The organism is Synechococcus sp. OH30 (assembly GCF_047462175.1).
GTDB lineage: Bacteria > Cyanobacteriota > Cyanobacteriia > Thermostichales > Thermostichaceae > Thermostichus.
In genome coordinates this window covers 1-17,039 of record NZ_JANSIP010000009.1, presented here as the reverse complement: position 1 = coordinate 17,039, position 17,039 = coordinate 1, and the positions used below count along the sequence as shown (strand labels likewise).

General features: G+C 57.3%; 17 protein-coding genes. 7 read left to right on the top strand and 10 right to left on the bottom strand.

Annotation, left to right across the window (positions count from 1 at the left end; translation table 11 throughout):
- Positions 1-29 precede the first annotated feature (29 nt).
- Positions 30-638 (top strand): NADH-quinone oxidoreductase subunit J, encoded by a 609-nt coding sequence (locus NW830_RS10050; protein ID WP_414362552.1) that lies wholly within the window; start codon positions 30-32, stop codon positions 636-638.
- 68 nt (positions 639-706) lie between these two features.
- Positions 707-1,015: an NADH-quinone oxidoreductase subunit NuoK gene (gene nuoK / locus NW830_RS10045; RefSeq protein WP_414362551.1), complete on the top strand. Its 309-nt coding sequence runs from the start codon at positions 707-709 to the stop codon at positions 1,013-1,015.
- Between the two features lie 206 nt (positions 1,016-1,221).
- Here the strand turns inward: nuoK and metE are convergent, their stop codons facing one another.
- Positions 1,222-3,480 carry a 5-methyltetrahydropteroyltriglutamate--homocysteine S-methyltransferase gene (metE, locus tag NW830_RS10040; RefSeq protein WP_414362550.1) on the bottom strand — a complete coding sequence of 753 codons (2,259 nt, stop codon included), beginning with the start codon at positions 3,478-3,480 and terminating at the stop codon, positions 1,222-1,224.
- Between the two features lie 165 nt (positions 3,481-3,645).
- Positions 3,646-4,170 carry a low molecular weight protein-tyrosine-phosphatase gene (locus tag NW830_RS10035; RefSeq protein WP_414362549.1) on the bottom strand — a complete coding sequence of 175 codons (525 nt, stop codon included), beginning with the start codon at positions 4,168-4,170 and terminating at the stop codon, positions 3,646-3,648.
- 150 nt (positions 4,171-4,320) lie between these two features.
- Here NW830_RS10035 and NW830_RS10030 point away from each other — a divergent pair, with 150 nt between their 5' ends.
- Positions 4,321-4,569, top strand: a complete 249-nt coding sequence (locus tag NW830_RS10030) for a hypothetical protein (protein ID WP_414362548.1) — start codon at positions 4,321-4,323, stop codon at positions 4,567-4,569.
- A 58-nt stretch (positions 4,570-4,627) separates the two neighbouring features.
- On the top strand, positions 4,628-5,278 hold the full coding sequence (locus tag NW830_RS10025; RefSeq protein ID WP_414362547.1) for an ABC transporter ATP-binding protein: 651 nt from the start codon (positions 4,628-4,630) through the stop codon (positions 5,276-5,278).
- Here the strand turns inward: NW830_RS10025 and NW830_RS10020 are convergent.
- Entirely contained in the window at positions 5,269-6,429 is a 1,161-nt protein-coding gene (locus NW830_RS10020; protein ID WP_414362546.1) for a murein hydrolase activator EnvC family protein, read from the bottom strand. The two genes, NW830_RS10025 and NW830_RS10020, sit on opposite strands and share 10 nt — an antisense overlap.
- A 160-nt stretch (positions 6,430-6,589) precedes the next feature.
- Between NW830_RS10020 and eda the strand changes: the two genes are divergently transcribed.
- From eda to NW830_RS10005, 3 genes are read left to right on the top strand one after another with little or no spacing between them, the layout of a single operon-like run.
- Positions 6,590-7,285 (top strand): bifunctional 4-hydroxy-2-oxoglutarate aldolase/2-dehydro-3-deoxy-phosphogluconate aldolase, encoded by a 696-nt coding sequence (gene eda / locus NW830_RS10015; protein WP_414362545.1) that lies wholly within the window; start codon positions 6,590-6,592, stop codon positions 7,283-7,285.
- A gap of 28 nt (positions 7,286-7,313) precedes the next feature.
- The gene (gene ybeY, locus NW830_RS10010) at positions 7,314-7,805 is read left to right on the top strand and encodes an rRNA maturation RNase YbeY (RefSeq protein ID WP_414362544.1); all 492 of its coding nucleotides are present in this window, start codon (positions 7,314-7,316) and stop codon (positions 7,803-7,805) included.
- Positions 7,789-8,298: a diacylglycerol kinase family protein gene (locus tag NW830_RS10005; RefSeq protein WP_414362543.1), complete on the top strand. Its 510-nt coding sequence runs from the start codon at positions 7,789-7,791 to the stop codon at positions 8,296-8,298. The genes ybeY and NW830_RS10005 overlap by 17 nt, the downstream gene beginning before the upstream one ends.
- A 17-nt stretch (positions 8,299-8,315) precedes the next feature.
- Here the strand turns inward: NW830_RS10005 and NW830_RS10000 are convergent, their stop codons facing one another.
- From NW830_RS10000 to purB, 7 genes are all read right to left on the bottom strand, one after another.
- Positions 8,316-9,671 (bottom strand): FAD-binding oxidoreductase, encoded by a 1,356-nt coding sequence (locus NW830_RS10000; protein WP_414362542.1) that lies wholly within the window; start codon positions 9,669-9,671, stop codon positions 8,316-8,318.
- A gap of 94 nt (positions 9,672-9,765) precedes the next feature.
- A complete protein-coding gene (gene pstB, locus NW830_RS09995) occupies positions 9,766-10,563 on the bottom strand; it encodes a phosphate ABC transporter ATP-binding protein PstB (RefSeq protein ID WP_414362541.1) in 798 nt (265 codons plus the stop codon).
- Positions 10,564-10,630: 67 nt separating this feature from the next.
- Entirely contained in the window at positions 10,631-11,518 is an 888-nt protein-coding gene (pstA, locus tag NW830_RS09990; protein ID WP_414362540.1) for a phosphate ABC transporter permease PstA, read from the bottom strand.
- A gap of 18 nt (positions 11,519-11,536) precedes the next feature.
- Entirely contained in the window at positions 11,537-12,508 is a 972-nt protein-coding gene (pstC, locus tag NW830_RS09985) for a phosphate ABC transporter permease subunit PstC (protein ID WP_414362539.1), read from the bottom strand.
- Positions 12,509-12,780: 272 nt separating this feature from the next.
- Positions 12,781-13,854 carry a phosphate ABC transporter substrate-binding protein PstS gene (gene pstS, locus NW830_RS09980; RefSeq protein WP_414362538.1) on the bottom strand — a complete coding sequence of 358 codons (1,074 nt, stop codon included), beginning with the start codon at positions 13,852-13,854 and terminating at the stop codon, positions 12,781-12,783.
- Positions 13,855-14,338: 484 nt separating this feature from the next.
- Positions 14,339-15,319: an aspartate carbamoyltransferase catalytic subunit gene (locus NW830_RS09975; RefSeq protein ID WP_414362537.1), complete on the bottom strand. Its 981-nt coding sequence runs from the start codon at positions 15,317-15,319 to the stop codon at positions 14,339-14,341.
- Between the two features lie 9 nt (positions 15,320-15,328).
- Positions 15,329-16,624 carry an adenylosuccinate lyase gene (gene purB, locus NW830_RS09970; RefSeq protein WP_414362536.1) on the bottom strand — a complete coding sequence of 432 codons (1,296 nt, stop codon included), beginning with the start codon at positions 16,622-16,624 and terminating at the stop codon, positions 15,329-15,331.
- Positions 16,625-17,039: the final 415 nt, after the last annotated feature.

The following is a 17,039-nucleotide window of genomic DNA, read 5'->3' as shown; positions in this document are numbered from 1 at the left end:
ACAATAACAACTGGTGAGGATAAAAGCCCATGACTCTTGCAGAAGGCGTACAGCTGGTTACCTTTGGGGTGCTCTCGGCAATGGCCGTCGGCTTTGCCTTGGGGGTGATTTGGGCCCCTAACATTGTCTATTCTGGTTTTCTCTTGGGGGGCGTTTTCCTGAGCATTGCTGGGCTGTATCTCCTCTTGAACGCCGATTTTGTGGCTGCCGCTCAAGTGTTGATCTACGTCGGCGCTGTCAACGTACTGATCCTGTTTGCCATCATGCTGGTGAACCGCCGCTACACCTTTGCCCCTCTAAAGCTAGGCTGGCTGCGCGATGGAGTAACAGCAGTAGTGTGTTTGGGTCTGTTTGCCCTCCTAACAGCAATGGCCCTGAATACCCCCTGGCAGTTGCAGCCGATCCAGCCCATGAGTAGTGCTATGGTGATCGGCGGGCATTTCTTTAGCGATTACCTGTTGCCGTTCGAGCTGGCTTCTGTTCTGCTACTGATGGCCCTGATTGGAGCCATTGTACTAGCGCGTCGAGAGTTTGTCGCCCCCCAAGCCAAAGAGGGGGATCTTAGCTTGCTGGAGCGGGCCCGGCCCCAGCTTGAATCCGAGTTGGAACGCCAGACAGAACTGGTGAGCACCCGTTAAAGCGGCCTGCTTTCGGCCATCCACCTAGTGCTTTCCTCGTACCTCTCTATCCATTGGAGCCTTTGGCAATGTTGCAACTGCAGTTTTTTCTAGTGGTAGCAGCAGTCCTCTTTTGTATTGGCATTTACGGATTAGTTGTTAGCCGCAACGCCATTCGGGTGCTGATGTCAATTGAGCTGATGCTCAATGCTGTCAACTTAAACTTTATGGCCTTCTCGAATTTTTTGGACTCGGCTATGATCCGCGGCCAAGTCTTCTCAGTGTTTGTCATTACTGTGGCGGCTGCCGAGGCCGCTGTAGGCTTGGCTATTGTGTTAGGGATCTATCGCAATCGCGCTACCATTGATATGGAGAGGTTCAACCTGCTCAAGTGGTAGCCTCCGTGAAGGGTAAAGCTAGCAAGTACCAGCAAAAGCCAGAATGCCCAACTGGAAATGCAGTAGCGTAGGATCTACCTATCCCTCGAAAGCAGCCCTTGCTAAGCGAAGAAAAGAGGCGGTGTGTGGTGTGAGCAAAGTTTTTTGGCTTGCCATCACCGCCCCCTCTCTTTTAGAGAACAACCAAGGATAGTAGCAGGCCAGCTTTACTGAGCTGAGGAGGGTGTAGAAGCTCCCTGAATTTCTTCTCGGAGCATTTTCGCTGCTGCCACCATGTTTTTCAAAGCAGGGATAACCTCCTCCCAGCGGCGAGTCTTCAGTCCACAGTCAGGATTTACCCAAATCTGCTGCAGCGGCAGAAGCTCTATAGCCTTTTTCAGCTGTTGAACTATCTGCTCTACAGTGGGTACCACGGGGCTGTGAACGTCATACACTCCATTTCCCACTTGATGCCGGTAGCCTGCCTCGGCAATTTGCCGGAGGGTTTCGTTGTTACTGCGGCTATTTTCAATGGAAAGCACATCCGCATCCAAGCGCTGAATGTGGGGCATGATGTCGCCAAACTCTGAGTAACACATGTGAGTATGAATTTGGGTTTCAGGCCTGGCAACACCTGCAGCTAGGCGAAAAGCATCCACTGCCCAAGAGAGGTATTCATCCCAACGCTCTCGCTTTAAGGGCAATCCCTCCCGCAGTGCCGGTTCATCAATTTGCACTATCCTAGCGCCCGCAGCCTCTAGGTCGGCCACCTCATCCCGCAGCGCCAAAGCAATCTGGATTGCCTGATCCCGTCTGGGGAGATCATCGCGTGCAAAAGACCAGTTCAATAGGGTTACGGGCCCTGTTAACATTCCTTTGACAATCTTCGAGGTAAGGGATTGAGCCACGCGAAACTCTCGCACAGTCATGGGCTGACGGCGCGCCACGTCACCATAGATAATGGGTGGACGCACGCAGCGGCTACCATAGCTCTGCACCCAGCCGTGTTCTGTGAAGGCAAAGCCTTCCAGCTGTTGTGCAAAAAACTCCACCATATCGGTGCGTTCAAATTCCCCATGCACCAAAACGTCTAGCCCCGCTTCCTCCTGCCAACGGATACAGCGAGCAATTTCCGCATCAATGGCTGCTTCGTACTCCGCCTGAGTAATCTCACCCCGTTTGCGCTTGACCCGCAGTTGACGTATCTCAGCAGTTTGGGGAAAGGAGCCAATAGTGGTGGTAGGCAAAAGGGGCAGTTGAGGTTGCAGAGGGCGGCGTTGGTCGTAAGGCAACGCCCGTTCCAGACTTTGGGCGGTTGCCTGACGAACTCGCTCCCGGACAGTTGGATTTTGGGGACTAAACTCAGCAAATTCCCGCCACTGCGCCTCGATAGTGGCCAGTTGCTCCTGGGCTGCTGAACCTCCCTGGGCCAAAAGGACAACTTCCTCTAACTTCTGTTCTGCAAAACTCAGCACTTGGAGCAGGGGAGTGGGCAAGTGGGTTTCTCGTCGGGCATCATAGGGTACAAATTGCAAGGATGCAGAGGGCTGAATTCGCAAATTGGTAGTAACCTTTTGAATGTTCTCTAGGATAGAAAGCACACGTTGGGGGCGAATTTTCCAAATATTGCGACCATCTACCAACCCCACCCCCAGTTGCTTATTACGAGGAAACCCATAGGTTTGCAGAAGTTCTAAGTTATTCCCCCGCGTAAAATCCAGGCCAATGCCTGCTACTGGCAATTCCACGACCCAAGGATAGGTTTTTCCCAAGTCGTCAAAATAGGTCACCAAATGAATCGGAATCCCTATAGTGGTCAGTTGAGTGTACGTGGTTGTAACTGCTTCTTGCAGGGCTTCTGCTTGGGTTGTAACCAGAATTGGTTCGTGGAACTGCACTTCAGTAATGCCACCTGCAGCCAGTTGCCTTAGCAATTCAGCATACAAGGGCAGCAAGCGCTGCAAATGTTCTTGCAAGCTCCCCTTAAGGCGACTGAGGCAAAGTAAGGTGACGGGGCTAAGAATGATGGGAACAGCTCTCTGTCCTAGGATGCTTTGCGCTTGGTTGACTACTGCTAGGAAGCTGGAAAAATTGGCTTCGGGTTGGGTATCCTCATCAATTTCTGGCACTAGGTAATGGTAGTTAGTATCAAACCACTTGGTCATTTCTAGAGCCGGGATACCCTCTTTCCCTCGGGCCATTGCAAAGTATTGATCAAGCCCCGACAAGTGACGAAATCGCTTGGGGATCAATCCCAAAAATACACTCCAGTCCAGAACTAGGTCATAGAGGGAAGTGTCCCCAATACCAATGTAATCAATACCTGCATCTTTCTGTGTCTGCCAATTGTCGAGCATCACCTGTTGTAGGGTTTTCTGGATACTCGTTTCATCAGATTTCTGACTCCAAAAGGACTCAAGTGCCTTTTTCAGTTCACGATTTTTCCCAATTCGAGGGTAACCTAGAGTTGCTGTGGAAAAGGCCATAGCTCCACCATCACAGACGGTACACTTCTAGTTGTGGAAAGGGATCCCAGGATGAGTTTCCTGCTAGGGGCTACTTCCGAGGCAGTGGCTAATTATTCTAGAGCTCACCGAGCAAGCCTGCCTATACGCCAGGGGGGGATGCGACCAGCTCCTCAACTTTTCAAGTCAACTTCCGGATGTAGAAGGCTGAGAAGGTTGGGTTGGCAAGGGCGGGCATTGGATCCCAGGGATTAAGGACTCCAGTAAGCCACTGCAGGCATCCCAAAGCAACTCGATGACGTAATGGAAGCCAGTCTCACCTCCGTAGTAGGGATCCGGAACTTCCTCGTCCGTATGGAAGCGGCAGTAGCTACAAATTAGGCGCACTTTTTCAGCATACTTTCCTTGAGGATCAAGTCTGAGGATGTCGCGATAATTTTGCCGATCCATGGCCAGGATTAGGTCAAACTCCCGCAGATCCAAAGGATGAATTTGCCGGGCTTGGCCGTGCAGCTCCACTCCATAGCGCTGGGCAACCTGGCGCATACGGCGATCTGGGGGACTGCCAATGTGGTAGGCAGCTGTCCCTGCTGAATCACAGATAATAGCTCCCTCGTAGCCGCTGCTGCGTAAGAGGTAATTGGTGATCCCTTCGGCGGCAGGGGATCGGCAGATGTTGCCCAAGCACACAAACAAAAGCTTTTGGTTCATGGAGTGGCAGCAGGAAGCATTTCCCTTTGCATTATCCGCGTTCTCTGGTTCAGCGTACAGAAGTGGGCAAGGATTGGCAAGGCTCTCCCCCGCAGGCAGGGGGGTAGATTCTCGGCCAAAATAGAGCTAGTTCCTCTGGTTCAATCCCCTATGCCAGATGCCACCCGCTACCCCCACCCGCAGGATGTGGCCAATCTCATCCTCTACCTGCAAACGGAGCTGGCTCTGTTTGAACAGTGGGCTGTCCAAGAAGGGATCCCGCCAGCAGCCCTGCGCCCCATTGAGCGCTCCCAAGAGGTGCTGCGGCGGGCCGTGGATCAATTGGAGCTGCGGGAATGGTACCGCGAACTCACCGAGGGTTTCCGGGATCAGCTGGGGCGCCTAGAAGAGTGGCTCTAGCTGTTCTTGGCCGCTTTCCGGTGCCAAAATGAGGACAGCTTTCCCAGCTCAGGCGCCCATGTTGCAGGTCCAGCACCTTTTCTATCACCCGGCAGCTCTTCCCCAGCCAATTCTCCGCGATCTCTCCTTTGAGCTGGGCCTCAACCAACTGGGGCTGATTGTGGGCAAAAGCGGGGCCGGGAAGAGCACCCTGCTGGAAATTTTGGCCGGATTGGCGCGGCCCACGCGCGGGCGGATTGCCTGGGGAGAAACAGAGCTCTCTCCTCAGCAGCTGCGCAGCCTAGCAGGGCTAGTGTTTCAGTTTCCGGAGCGGCACTTTTGTGGCCTGACGGTGCTAGAGGAAATGCGCTTTGGCCACCCGGAGCTGACCCCCAAGGAAGTCGAGAACGTCCTCAAACAAGTGGGACTGGAAGGGATCCCTTTGCATAGCTCCCCCAACTGCCTTAGTGGTGGGCAACAGCGGCGCCTGGCCTTAGCAGTGCAGCTCATTCGTGGCCCCTTCTTGCTCCTGCTGGATGAGCCGACAGCAGGGCTAGATTGGTCAGTGCGACAGCAGTTGATTGAGCTGTTGGCGCGCCTGAAATCTAGTTGGACAGTGCTGGTGGTTTCCCACGACCCGGAGGAACTGGCTGCTATTGCCGATGTGCGCTGGCTCCTGCAGGAGGGATCTCTGCAGCCACTGCCGGCAGAGGTGTTGCTCTATAGATAACGGCGGGGATCGACCGGCTGACCGTTGACCCGCACTTCAAAGTGAACATGAGGCCCGGTGGAGAGGCCAGTGGAGCCGGAAGCAGCAACGACTTGCCCGCGCTGGATCTCCTGGCCTACCCCCACCGTGATGCGGCTGTTGTGGGCGTAGAGGGTAGTAATGCCGCCGCCGTGGTTGATGATGACCGTGTAGCCGTAGCCGCCATACCAGCCGGCGTAGAGAACAGTGCCCCGTTCTGCCGCTCTCACGGGCGTGCCGATGGGCACCCCAAAGTCAATCCCTGTGTGGAAGCGGCGGCTGCCATAGATGGGGTGAACCCGCCAGCCAAAGCCGCTGGTAATTGGCCCGTGCACTGGGGGGAGCAGCCGGCCTCTCCCCTGAAAGGGATCCCTACCCCTTCGCTGGCGGGCCTGTTGAGCAAGCAGGTACTGGATGAGACGGGTAAGCTGTTGGGAATCGGCTTCCAGCCGCCGTTGGGCTGCTTCATAGGCGGCGCGCTCCTTGGCCAAGCGACTCATCAGCTGCTCTTGGGCCGCCGCCTGCTGCTGCAGTTGGTTTTTCTGGGCGGCCAGCTCTTGCAAGATTAGAGAGATCTCGTTGCGCTGGGCCTCCAAGGCAATGCGCTGTTGCTCCACCTCCTTGGCCATCGCCTGCAGCTCTTGGATTAACTGTCGATCCGCCTCGATCAACAGTTGCAGTTGGTGGCGGCGGTCGAAAAACTCGTTGAGGTCCCGGCTAGTGAGTAACAAAGCCCACCAGTGTTCGGCCCCCTGCCGCTGCAGGTAGCGTAGGCGGGCAGCCGTCCCCCGTTGCTGCCGCCTCAAGCGGTCTTCCAGCTCTTGGAGCTCCTGCTGCGCTTGCTCCAGCGCTTTCTGGGCTTGCTCCAGGCGGTATTGGTTATCCTGTAGGCTAACTTCGGTCTGCCGAAGGTTTTGCCGCAGGGATCCCATGCGGCGACGGGCTTCTTCTTCGGCTTGGCGCAGCTCCCCAAGGCGGCGCTGGTTGCGCCGGATTTGCTGCTGGATCTGCTGCTGCCGCTGTTGCAGTTGGTGGACATTCTGCGCCTGCGACGGGGCAACTCTTCCTACTCCTCCTAACAGCAGGAGGGCCAGCAACCCCAGGATTGCCCATGCCTTTAGGCTGCGTGTCATCACTCCTCACACTCTCAGCCGCTACCGCCCCTAAAGATACCAATGGCGGCTGGTGGAGACCCAAGCATAAAACACTGGCAATGCAGTAGCCCTCTTCTCACCCGGCTGACCCCAATAACAAAAATGGTGGAAACTGAAGCTAAGCTGGGCAACTGCAAAAATGGTCTTCGAGGGTTCTGAGCCACGACACCCCTGGCTACTCGAGCTGTGGCAGCAGCCATTGATTGCGGTAATTCGTCTCTTGGCCAGCTCTGCCCAAGCCCTAGCGGGAGCCACTCTGGCCATCCGAGCTGGAATCCGCCACATTGAAATTACCACGCCAGTTCCTCAGTATTTGCAGCTCATTGGCCACCTGCGACAAGAGCACCCCCACTGTTGGGTAGGAGTAGGCACCGTCTTCAATCAACAGATGGCGGAGGAGGCTTGGCGGGCGGGAGCCCAGTTCTGTGTCTGCCCTTTCACTGACGAGAGCCTCATTCGCTGGGGGCAGGAAGTGGGGCTGCCCATTGTTGCGGGTGCTCTCACCCCCAGCGAGATCTGGAGAGCGTGGCAGGCAGGAACAGCGGCGGTAAAGCTGTTTCCAGCAGAAAGCGTAGGCGGACCTCGCTACCTACGCCACCTCCAGCCCGTGCTGGGATCCCTGCCCTTGATCCCCACTGGAGGAGTTACCCTGGCCAATGCTGCTGAGTATTTGCAGGCAGGGGCCTGGGCTGTCGGCGTTGGAGGGGATCTGTTCCCGGCGGAGCTGTTTGCAGGAGAGGGGCTAGACGAGGAGCGGCAAAAGTGGGAAAATCAGCTGCGGCAAACGCTAGAGCAGCTTGTTGCCCAGAGAAAGGTGGCTCCCAAACCCGGTTAACAAGCCGGTAGAAGAGGGGGCAGGGTGTATGAAGGGGTTCCTAGATCTGTACCTGGAGCAAAAGGTCCCCACCCCGGTTGAGGAGGCCACTTGGCGCCGCTGGTTTGAGGCCTGGCTGCGCCAGCTGGGGGTGACGGATCCCTGTGAGCTCAGCCTCTGCCTCACTTCTGACGAACACATTCGCCAGCTCAACCGTGACTTTCGTCACATTGACGCCCCCACCGACGTGCTAGCCTTTGCTGCTGAGGAGATGGTTACTCCTGTAGAGTTGCAAAAGCTAACAGGGGTGCGTCTGCTGGGGGATATTGTGATTTCTGTACCTACCGCCTGCGCCCAGGCCAAGGCCCAAGGGCACTCCCTCTCCCACGAACTGGCCTGGCTGGCTAGTCATGGGCTGCTGCATCTCTTGGGATGGGATCACCCAGATGAGCTTTCCCTGCAGCGCATGCTGCAGCAACAGCAACACTTGCTTGCTGCCATTCAGGAAGAGGTGGAGGTGGCTCATGGCCAACAGTCCTAGTCGTTTTCTCTCACCCCTGCGCTTGGCAGCCTTCCGGCAGCAAGCTCCTGCTTATTCCTCCTCGGGTGCCCAAGTGGATCCCTGTCAGCGCCCCCCTTCTTGGCGGGTAGCCACCAACCTGGGCAAAAGTTTTTACTACGCAGGCAAGGGCTTGCTATATGCCGTTCGCACCCAGCGCAACTTTCGCATCCACCTTCTGGCAACGGTGCTGGCCTTTGGCCTAGGCCTGGTCCTGCACTTGAGCGCCGTAGAGATGGCCTTGATTAGCCTAACCAGTGGGCTAGTGATGGCGCTCGAGCTGGTGAATACCGCCCTAGAAGCAGTGGTGGATCTCACCTTAGGCAGTCGCTATCACCTGCTGGCAGAAATTGCCAAAGACTGTGCTGCTGGGGCGGTGTTGGTGGCGGCGCTGGCATCTCTAGGGGTGGCAGTTTGGCTGTTCCTTCCTCCCTTGCTGCTGCTGTTGCCGCAGGAGCTGCTTCTTCCCTTTTAAGCAGATTAGGCAGAGGCTTATTTCCGCCAGCTGCGCATCTTGCCCGGATTGAGCAGCCCATAGGGATCCACCTCCTCTTTAAAGCGAACTTGGCGCGGATCCATCACTTTGCGCCCCCCCTCTTCGATGATGAAGGTGTGGGGATTGGCGATGAAGACTCCCTGCGCCTCGTGATAGCGCATGATCTCGTTAAGGCGTTCTTCCGTGGTAAAGCGCACAATTTGCAGGCCGACCGGGGTAGCCTGTCCCCGGAGGCGAATCCATTCCAGGTGCATCAGCACCTCGTCGCCAAAGTGCTCGTATAGGTGCTGCACCACCTTTAGCTCCCGGTCAGGCGGGAAGATTGACTGTAGATAGGTCAAGTTGGGATCCACGCTCCGGCAGTGCAAGGTGGTGTGGTTCCAGGAAAATTCCCCCAGCGAGATCCCCTTGCCGGCCTCCTGAGCCGTTTTGTTGTAAACCACCTGGCCGCCATACTCCCGGGTTAGCTCCAGCAGCGGCTCCAGACTGTATTCGGCCACCATCAACAGGGCCACGGCGGATCCCTGGGGCAAGTAGTCCTGCAAGGGGAGAAAGTAGCGAGGGATCGGCCAGGCGTGCAGGCTGATGAGTTTCTTTAGGATCCCATCTGCCTCAGCCAGAGCCTGGCCAAAGTGGGCGCAGGGCATGAACCCCACCTCCGGCGGGAAGGCTACTATCAGCTCTGCCCAGGGGTAAGCCGGCGCCAGCGGGATCTCCACCTCGGTGATGATCCCGGTGAGGCCCCAGGCATGGCTGACTTTGAACACGTCGTCCCCCCGCAGCTCCAGGGCCCGCGGCTCCTCCTCCACCGTGATTACCCGCAGCCCCAAGATGTTGCCCCGATCCAGCAGTTGGCCGTAGGTCACGGAGCCAATGCCGCCGCTGCCGCCAGCAATAAAGCCACCGATGGTGGCGGTGCGGTAGGTGGAAGGAGCCATGCGGATCTCCCAGCCCATCTCCCGGGTGTGCTTGTCAATTGCAGCCAGCTTAGCTCCTGCCTGCACCCGCGCCAGACCCGGCTTGGCCCAGAGCACCTGATTGAGCTTGCTCATCTCCAGGATCACGCCGCCAGCTAGGGGGATGCACTGGCCGTAGTTGCCGGTGCCTGCGCCCCGTACGGTTAGAGGCATCCGCCACTTGGCACAGGCTGCTGCCACCCGCTTGACCTCTTGCTCATTTGCTGGGCGGACCACCACATCCCCTCGCTTGTCGCTCAACTGCCGGCTCAGCACAGGGCTGTAGTGGTAAAAGTCCAGCGACAACTTGGCAACTTGCGCTGGATCGGTGATGGTTTCAATGTCGGCCAGCTCCGCAAGCAGGCCCTGCAGCTTTTCAGGGGCCACAACAGTCATAGGGATCCTCTCTGGGGGTAATCTGCCTCGATCCCATCATTACCAAGGGAGAGCCGCCAACAAGCCCACCATTGGCCTGCCCTAAGTCAGGGGGTTAGCCAAAGCGCCCGGCCACGTAGTCTCGAGTCGCCTCCTTGGCGGGGTTTCTGAAGATCACCTCGGTTCGGTCAAACTCCACCAGTTCGCCCACGCGGTTGGATCCCACCACCTCTACGCTAAAGAAAGCCGTCATATCTGAGACACGGCTGGCCTGCTGCATGTTGTGGGTGACGATGATGATGGTGTAGTCCTGCTTCAGCTCCTTCATCAGCTCCTCGATACGGCAGGTGGAGATGGGATCCAAGGCCGAGCAGGGCTCGTCCATGAGGATGACATCTGGCTGCACCGCCAAGGCCCGGGCAATGCAGAGGCGTTGCTGCTGCCCGCCCGAGAGCGACTGCGCGTTCTCCCTCAGCCTATCTTTGACCTCGTCCCAAAGGGCAGCCCGCTTCAGGGAGGTTTCCACTACTTCGTCCAAATCGACCTTCATCCCCAGCACCCGCGGGCCATAGGCGACGTTGTCGTAGATACTCTTGGGAAAGGGGTTGGGCTTCTGGAACACCATGCCAATGCGCCGCCGCACTGCCACTGGATCCACATTCTTGGCGTAGAGGTCCTTGCCGCGGTAGATGAGCTTGCCCTCGACGCGTGCCCCCGGGATCAGGTCGTTGGTGCGGTTAAAGCAGCGCAGGATGGTACTTTTGCCGCAGCCGGAAGGCCCAATAAAAGCTGTAATTTGGCGGGCAGGAATGTCCATGGTGACATTCTTCACCGCCAAGTTAGAGCCATAGTAGACGCTCAAGTTTTCCATTCGGAAGACATAGGGGGTTGGGTTAGCAGATTGAGTGTGCATGGTCCTGCTCGCAGAAAGTTCATCAAGAAGCTGATTCACACCTGGCTGCTGTCCAACAAGGCTTAAACTATCTTCTGGTTTTGTAGACCAGGAAGCGGGCAAGCAAGCTGGCCGCCAAAACAATGGCCAGCAACACCAGGGCTCCTGCCCAGGCCATCTCCTGCTGCACCTTGAAGGGAATAATTGAGAAGAAGTAGACCATCACCGGCAAAGTAGCCACCGGTCCAAACAGGTCAGTTGACCAGAAATTGTTGTTGAAGGAAGTAAAAAGTAGAGGTGCTGCCTCGCCAGCAGCCCGTGCCAAGGCCAAGATTAAGCCTGTTACAATGGCCGGAGCTGCTGCCGGTAGGACAATCCGCATTGTGGTCTGAAAGCGAGTGGCCCCCAGGCCCACCGAAGCCAAACGCATATCCGGCGACACCAAAAGCAGCGCCTCTTCCGTGGAGCGGATGACAATGGGCAACATCAACACGCCCAGAGCAACTCCCCCCGAAAAAGCCGAGAAGCCGGATCCCCGCACCACCAAAGCGTAGGCAAACAGGCCGCAGAGAATGGCCGGTACGCCTGTAAGCACGTTGCAGGAGAACTTGACCCAAGAAGCTAAGTGGCTGCCGCGGCCAAACTCCGACAGGTAAACGGCGGCTAGGATCCCGAAGGGAAAGCTCAAAGCCGCCCCCGTGGCCAGAACCATTACGCTGCCGACGATAGCGTGGCCAAACCCCCCCTCTGCTAACCCTGGAGCCGGGTAGCGCGTCTGGGTGAGGACATCCCAGCTTATCCTCTGGATGCCCCCCTTCCCGATATCCCACAGCACCCACGCTAAGGCAGCCATGATGGCGACCACAAACAGTCCGCTCAGCAGCGTCAAGGCAATGCCCGTGTATCTCCGCAGGGGGGCAACACCGGCACGGCCAATGTCGATCTCCTCAGGAACAAGCTGGGCTGACTTGGACATGATGACGAGGCTCCTCGGTTACTGCTCCAAGTTTTGAAACTTCCGGATGATGATCTCGGCCATGACGTTAACCAACAACGTCAGCACCATCAACACCACACCGGCATACATAAGGGCCGACACCTGCAGGCGTCCTGCTTCGCCAAACTGAGAGGCAATCAAGCCGGTAATGGTGGATCCTGGCTGCAGCAGGGAGATGTTGATGCGGTTGGCGTTCCCAGAAATCATCGCTGCCACCATGGTCTCTCCCAAGGCCCGTCCCAATGCCAGCATGATCGAGCTGACAATGCCGGACAGCCCGGCAGGGATCATCACCGTTAAGATCGTCTCCCAGCGGGTAGCTCCCAACGCCAAAGCGCCCTCTTTGAGGCCCCGGGGCAGCGATTCAAGGGTGCTGCGGGTGATGGAGATGATGATGGGGGAGATCATGATCCCCAGCACCATGGCCACCAGCAGCAAACTGGGGCCACGGGGGGCAGGGCCCCCAAGGAGAGGAATCCACCCCAGCGTCTGATTGATGGCTCGGAAGATGGGCCGCACCGCCGGGATGAGCACAAAGATGCCCCACAGCCCCAGCACCACACTGGGAATGGCTACGATCAGCTCAATGGCAAAGGCAATCGGCGCCGTTACCCACTTGGGGGCAAAATCTTCCGTCAAGAAGATGGCGGTGCCAATGCCTAGAGGAACGGCAAAAATCAGGGCCACCAGAGAGGTCATCAAACTGCCGTAGATCTGGGGCAACACCCCATAGATGTTTTCCACTGGGTTCCAGCGGCTAGTGACCAGAAAGTCCAAGCCAAACTGGCGCATGGCCGGCAGGGCTGCCTCAGTGGTCTGCAGGATCACCCAGATGAGAATGACACCGGCAAACCCCGCCAAAACCAAAGTTAGGCGGACAAAACCCACGTCGAGAACGCGGGAAATGTCCATTTTCTTTTCAATAGCAACATCCGTTGATAAGTCGTAGTCTCTAGCTGCCGACGTCATAGGATCTCCCCTATGGCAATTCTACTTGTGGGCAGATTGTGGCAAAACCTCTCTCACGCTGCATTCCATCGGTGTTGCAGTTGTCTGTGTTCTGGCCAACATTGAAACCAAAAGCTCGTTGGACTTAGACTTGCGACAACGTCAAAAGTCAGTGCCGACAAAACTTTTGCCCGTCAAAAATCAGCAAAGCGACAAGCCAGTAGCCAACAGGAAGAGCACAGCCTCTTGTTGACCACTGGCCCTCAACTAACACCTTTCAACAGGACAGCAATTCATCGCTTTGCGTTGGGGTTGACCTTGATCTTATCCAGCTCGGCGAAGACCCGCTGGATGACCGGCTGGGGCATGGGGATGTAGTCCAATTCTTTGGTGATGGCTTGGCCCTCTGGCCCCTGCGTCCACTTGATGGCTTCCACCAGCTTCTTGAGCTTTTGCTCGTCAGGATATTCGCGGTAGAGCATTACCCAGAACAAACCAACGATGGGGTAATCGTCAGGCCCTTCGGGATCCGGCACCAGCAGAGCAAAATTTTCGGGCAGCGGAGCATTGAGGGCAGAAGTAGCCCGCTCAGGAGAAAACTCGACAATCTTGCCCGCTTTGTTTTCTATGCGAGCAGTAGTCAGTTTCTCCAGCTTGGCAAAGGACTGGTTCACATAGCCAATCGCCCCTGGTTCCTGCTTGATGGTGGCGGCTACCCCTTCGTTGCCCTGGGCACCGATGCCAACCGGCCACTCCACCGTGGTTCCCACGCCGCCCTTCCAGTTGGGGCAAGCAGCGTTGAGGTGGTTGCTGAACACGAAGGTCGTTCCAGAGCCGTCAGAGCGGTGCACCCAAGTGATGTCGAGCGCAGGCAGCCGATTTGCCAGGTTGGGGTTCTGAGCCTTGATGCGAATGTCGTCCCAGCGGGTGATTTCGCCGGTAATAATGCCACAGTAGGTTTCCCGCTTGAGCACGAGCTCTTTGTCACCGATGCCGGGCAGGTTGTAGGCAAATTCAATGGCGCCCCCCGCCAGAGGCAGTTGCAGGGGCTCGTAACCGTATTTCTCTTTGAAGCTCTTGTAGCGAGAGGCGTTGTACTTTTCGGTCATCGGCCCCTCGGAAGCAGCGAAGTCCACCGTGCCGTTGATGTATTGCTCCAGACCGGCACCGCTCCCAACAGACTGGTAGCTGATTTGCACGTTGGGATCTACGGTACGATTGTAGGCATCAAACCAGCGCTGTAGCAGCGGCGCAGCGAAGGTAGCACCTGCGCCGGAGATTTGCACGGTTTGGGCTTTGGCCGGGGCCAGTGCAAGGGCTCCCACCGCCAGAGCCGCGATAGAAGAAACAGCGAGCAGGGATCGCATAAAAAATGTCTAGTGCTAATCAACACCTGTAACCTTACAGCCTCAAGGTTAAGATTAGATTGTCTTAAAGTTAACTTTAGGTTAAGTCGGGAGAAAGAGGCAATAGGTTTCTAAGTGAGATGATTGCCATAAAGCACTAACTTTCTACCTAACGGCTTACTCAGGCTTAGACTGCAGCAAAGGAGCCAAGGATCTGGGAAAAAGCCCGTCTCACAAAGCTTTTGACTTGCCTTAGACTTACCTATGTGACCCCGATCGGAAGTAAAAAATCACACTAACAAGCTGAAAAAAGCTCAAAAGGCTAAGCAGGATCCGGAGTAGAAAGTTGCTCCCGTCCTGCTAAGCCTATATAGGCTTGTGTGGGGTCTAATGTGGCTAGAAAAGCCCAAGCAAGAGCTGCTTGAGTTGGCTAGAAGAGTAACCTCGGTACCTTAGACGTCCAGCAGCTCCTCAGGTTCCCCGACCAGAGGAGAAAGGGGGAGGTCTAGGCCGGAATCCGCCCGCCGCCCATCAGGTACAGCAAAGCCATGCGCACTGCCACGCCGTGGGCAACCTGCCGCTCGATGAGGTTGAGGTTGGGATCCTCCATCACCTCAGAACTTAGTTCCACGCCGCGGTTGACCGGGCCGGGGTGGAGAACTCTCACCTCGGGGTGGCACAGGCGCAGTCGCTGCCGGGTGAGGCCGAAAAGGTGGTGGTATTCCTGCAGGCTGGGGATGAGGAATTCACTCATCCGCTCCCGTTGCAGGCGCAGGGCGATGACAAAGCGGGCTCCTGCTAGGGCCGGCTCCAACTGCCAGTGCACCGGCAGAGTATAGCCGGGCACAAACTGGGCAAAGTCTTTGGGCAACAGGGTGGGCGGGCCGGCCAAGTGGACGTCTGCGCCAGCAGCTACCAGGGCGTAGATGTTGGAGCGGGCTACCCGCGAGTGGAGGATGTCGCCGACAATGGCCACCTTCACCCCCTGCAGCACCTCGAGGCGAGGTCGCTGCGGATCCAGGTGGCTACAGAGGGTAAATAGATCCAGCAAACCTTGAGTGGGATGTTCGTGCAGGCCGTCCCCCGCGTTTAGCACCCCCGCTGGGGATCCGCGGCGATTGATCTCGGCGGCCAACTGCTGCGGCACCCCGGCCTGGGCGTGGCGGACGATGAGCACGTCGGATCCCATGGCCAAAAAGGTGCGAACCGTATCCAAAATGGTTTCCCCCTTGCTTAGCGAAGAGGTGCCGGGGGAAAAGTTGAGCACATCCGCTGACAGGCGCTTGGCTGCCAGCTCAAAGCTGTTGCGGGTGCGGGTGGAAGGCTCGAAAAACAGCGTCACCACCACCTTCCCCTGCAGGGTGGGCACCTTGGGCAGCCGCCGGGTCAGCACTTCCTGAAAGCTGGCGGCGGTTTGCAAAACAATTTGATACTCTTCGCGGGTAAAGTCCGCCAGCCCCAAGACATGTTGCCGCTGCCAAGCCATAGGGGATCCTCAAATGCCCAAGCGGGCAAAGATCTCGTCCAGGTGGGCAAGGTGCCGCCGCGGGTCAAAGCAAGCCTGCAGCTCCGCCTCGCTCAGGTGGGCCATTACTCTGGGATCCGCCAGCAGATTGGCGTGGAAATCTCCACCAGGCTGATTCCAGGCGCGGTGGGCATTTTCCTGCACCAGGCGGTAGGCTTCCTCACGGCTCAAGCCCTTCTCCACCAAAGCCAAAAGCACCTGCTGGCTAAAGACAACACCACCGTAGAGGGTGAGATTGCGCTCCATGTTGGCAGGGTAAACCTGCAGGTGGCGCACTAGATCTGCCATGTTGACCAGTAGGTAGTGGCAGAGGATGGAGGCATCGGGCAGGATGACCCGCTCTACAGAGCTATGGGAAATATCCCGCTCATGCCAAAGGGGAATGTTTTCCAGGGCCGAGACAGCATAGCCCCGCAAGAGGCGGGCAATTCCCGTCATTTGTTCTGCTTTGACGGGGTTGCGCTTGTGGGGCATGGCGGAGGATCCCTTTTGGCCGGGGGCAAAGTACTCCTCAACCTCCAGCACCTCCGTCCGCTGGAGGTGGCGGATCTCAGTGGCAAAGCGCTCCAGAGAAGACCCAATCAAAGCCAAGGTCTGCACATACTCAGCGTGGCGATCGCGGGAGATCACCTGCGTTGAGACAGTATCCGGTTTGAGGCCTAAGCGGGCGCAGGCCAACTGTTCCACCTGGGGGGGCACATTGGCGTAGGTACCCACGGCGCCGGAGATCTTGCCCACGGCGACCACCTCCCGCAGGCGTGCCAGGCGCTCTTGATGGCGCAGGCACTCGGCTACCCAGCCGGCCAGCTTAAAGCCAAAGGTAATAGGCTCGGCATGGACGCCATGGGTGCGGCCCATCATCAGGGTGTAGCGGTGTCGGCGGGCCTGCTCACGCAAAGCAGCGATGAGATCGGCCAGACGAGCTTGCAAGATCTCAACCGAGGCTACAAGCTGCAGGGCCAAGGCTGTGTCCAACACATCGGAGCTAGTCAAGCCTAGGTGGATGTAGCGCCCCGCCTCGCCCACATGCTCGTTGAGGTTGGTCAAGAAGGCAATAACATCGTGCTTGACTTCCGCCTCGATTGCCAAAACCCGCGCCGGGTCAAAGGCAGCTTTGGCTTTGATCTCCTGCAGAACCTCTTGAGGGATCCGCCCCAGCTCCGCCTGCGCCTCACAGACGGCCAGCTCTACCTGTAGCCAGGTCTGGAGCTTGTGGGCGGTGGACCAAATCTGGCCCATTTCTGGCAGAGTGTAGCGCTCGATCAAGGTGCCTTTTCCGTCAGTACGATAGGGTAAGCCAAGCTATTCTAGCTTGTGGGGGTACGGCGGCAGATAAGCCCCGCCCTCTACCCCCAGGGTCAGTAGCGGGATACAGATAGAATCAGGTGCAAAACGGCCTTGCCGGAATTGGGTATAGCCTCGCGGACGGATACGCCGTGGCTGGTCGCAGCAGAGCGTGGCGTAGGCTATGAAGCCCGCCCTCTATATCACCGCTTGGCGTCTCCGCTCGAAGAATCCCTGCAGGCTTGGCCTGCGATTCGAAGGAGCGGCAGCGATTTTGCAGATGACTGTTGGAGCTGCGCCGACTCAGGGAAAAAAGCTTGGACAGCCGAAGAATTCATAGCGTTGTCCAGGGAGGGACATCGCTATGAGATTGTTAACGTAAGGTGCGGAATTCCCC

Excerpts from the sequence above, each read along its gene's own strand:
- NW830_RS10050 (WP_414362552.1), top strand. The coding sequence starts at position 30 with ATGACTCTTGCAGAAGGCGTACAGCTGGTTACCTTTGGGGTGCTCTCG.
- nuoK (WP_414362551.1), top strand. The coding sequence starts at position 707 with ATGTTGCAACTGCAGTTTTTTCTAGTGGTAGCAGCAGTCCTCTTTTGT.
- metE (WP_414362550.1), bottom strand. The coding sequence starts at position 3,480 with ATGGCCTTTTCCACAGCAACTCTAGGTTACCCTCGAATTGGGAAAAAT.
- NW830_RS10035 (WP_414362549.1), bottom strand. The coding sequence starts at position 4,170 with ATGAACCAAAAGCTTTTGTTTGTGTGCTTGGGCAACATCTGCCGATCC.
- NW830_RS10030 (WP_414362548.1), top strand. The coding sequence starts at position 4,321 with ATGCCAGATGCCACCCGCTACCCCCACCCGCAGGATGTGGCCAATCTC.
- NW830_RS10025 (WP_414362547.1), top strand. The coding sequence starts at position 4,628 with ATGTTGCAGGTCCAGCACCTTTTCTATCACCCGGCAGCTCTTCCCCAG.
- NW830_RS10020 (WP_414362546.1), bottom strand. The coding sequence starts at position 6,429 with ATGACACGCAGCCTAAAGGCATGGGCAATCCTGGGGTTGCTGGCCCTC.
- eda (WP_414362545.1), top strand. The coding sequence starts at position 6,590 with ATGGTCTTCGAGGGTTCTGAGCCACGACACCCCTGGCTACTCGAGCTG.
- ybeY (WP_414362544.1), top strand. The coding sequence starts at position 7,314 with ATGAAGGGGTTCCTAGATCTGTACCTGGAGCAAAAGGTCCCCACCCCG.
- NW830_RS10005 (WP_414362543.1), top strand. The coding sequence starts at position 7,789 with ATGGCCAACAGTCCTAGTCGTTTTCTCTCACCCCTGCGCTTGGCAGCC.
- NW830_RS10000 (WP_414362542.1), bottom strand. The coding sequence starts at position 9,671 with ATGACTGTTGTGGCCCCTGAAAAGCTGCAGGGCCTGCTTGCGGAGCTG.
- pstB (WP_414362541.1), bottom strand. The coding sequence starts at position 10,563 with ATGCACACTCAATCTGCTAACCCAACCCCCTATGTCTTCCGAATGGAA.
- pstA (WP_414362540.1), bottom strand. The coding sequence starts at position 11,518 with ATGTCCAAGTCAGCCCAGCTTGTTCCTGAGGAGATCGACATTGGCCGT.
- pstC (WP_414362539.1), bottom strand. The coding sequence starts at position 12,508 with ATGACGTCGGCAGCTAGAGACTACGACTTATCAACGGATGTTGCTATT.
- pstS (WP_414362538.1), bottom strand. The coding sequence starts at position 13,854 with ATGCGATCCCTGCTCGCTGTTTCTTCTATCGCGGCTCTGGCGGTGGGA.
- NW830_RS09975 (WP_414362537.1), bottom strand. The coding sequence starts at position 15,319 with ATGGCTTGGCAGCGGCAACATGTCTTGGGGCTGGCGGACTTTACCCGC.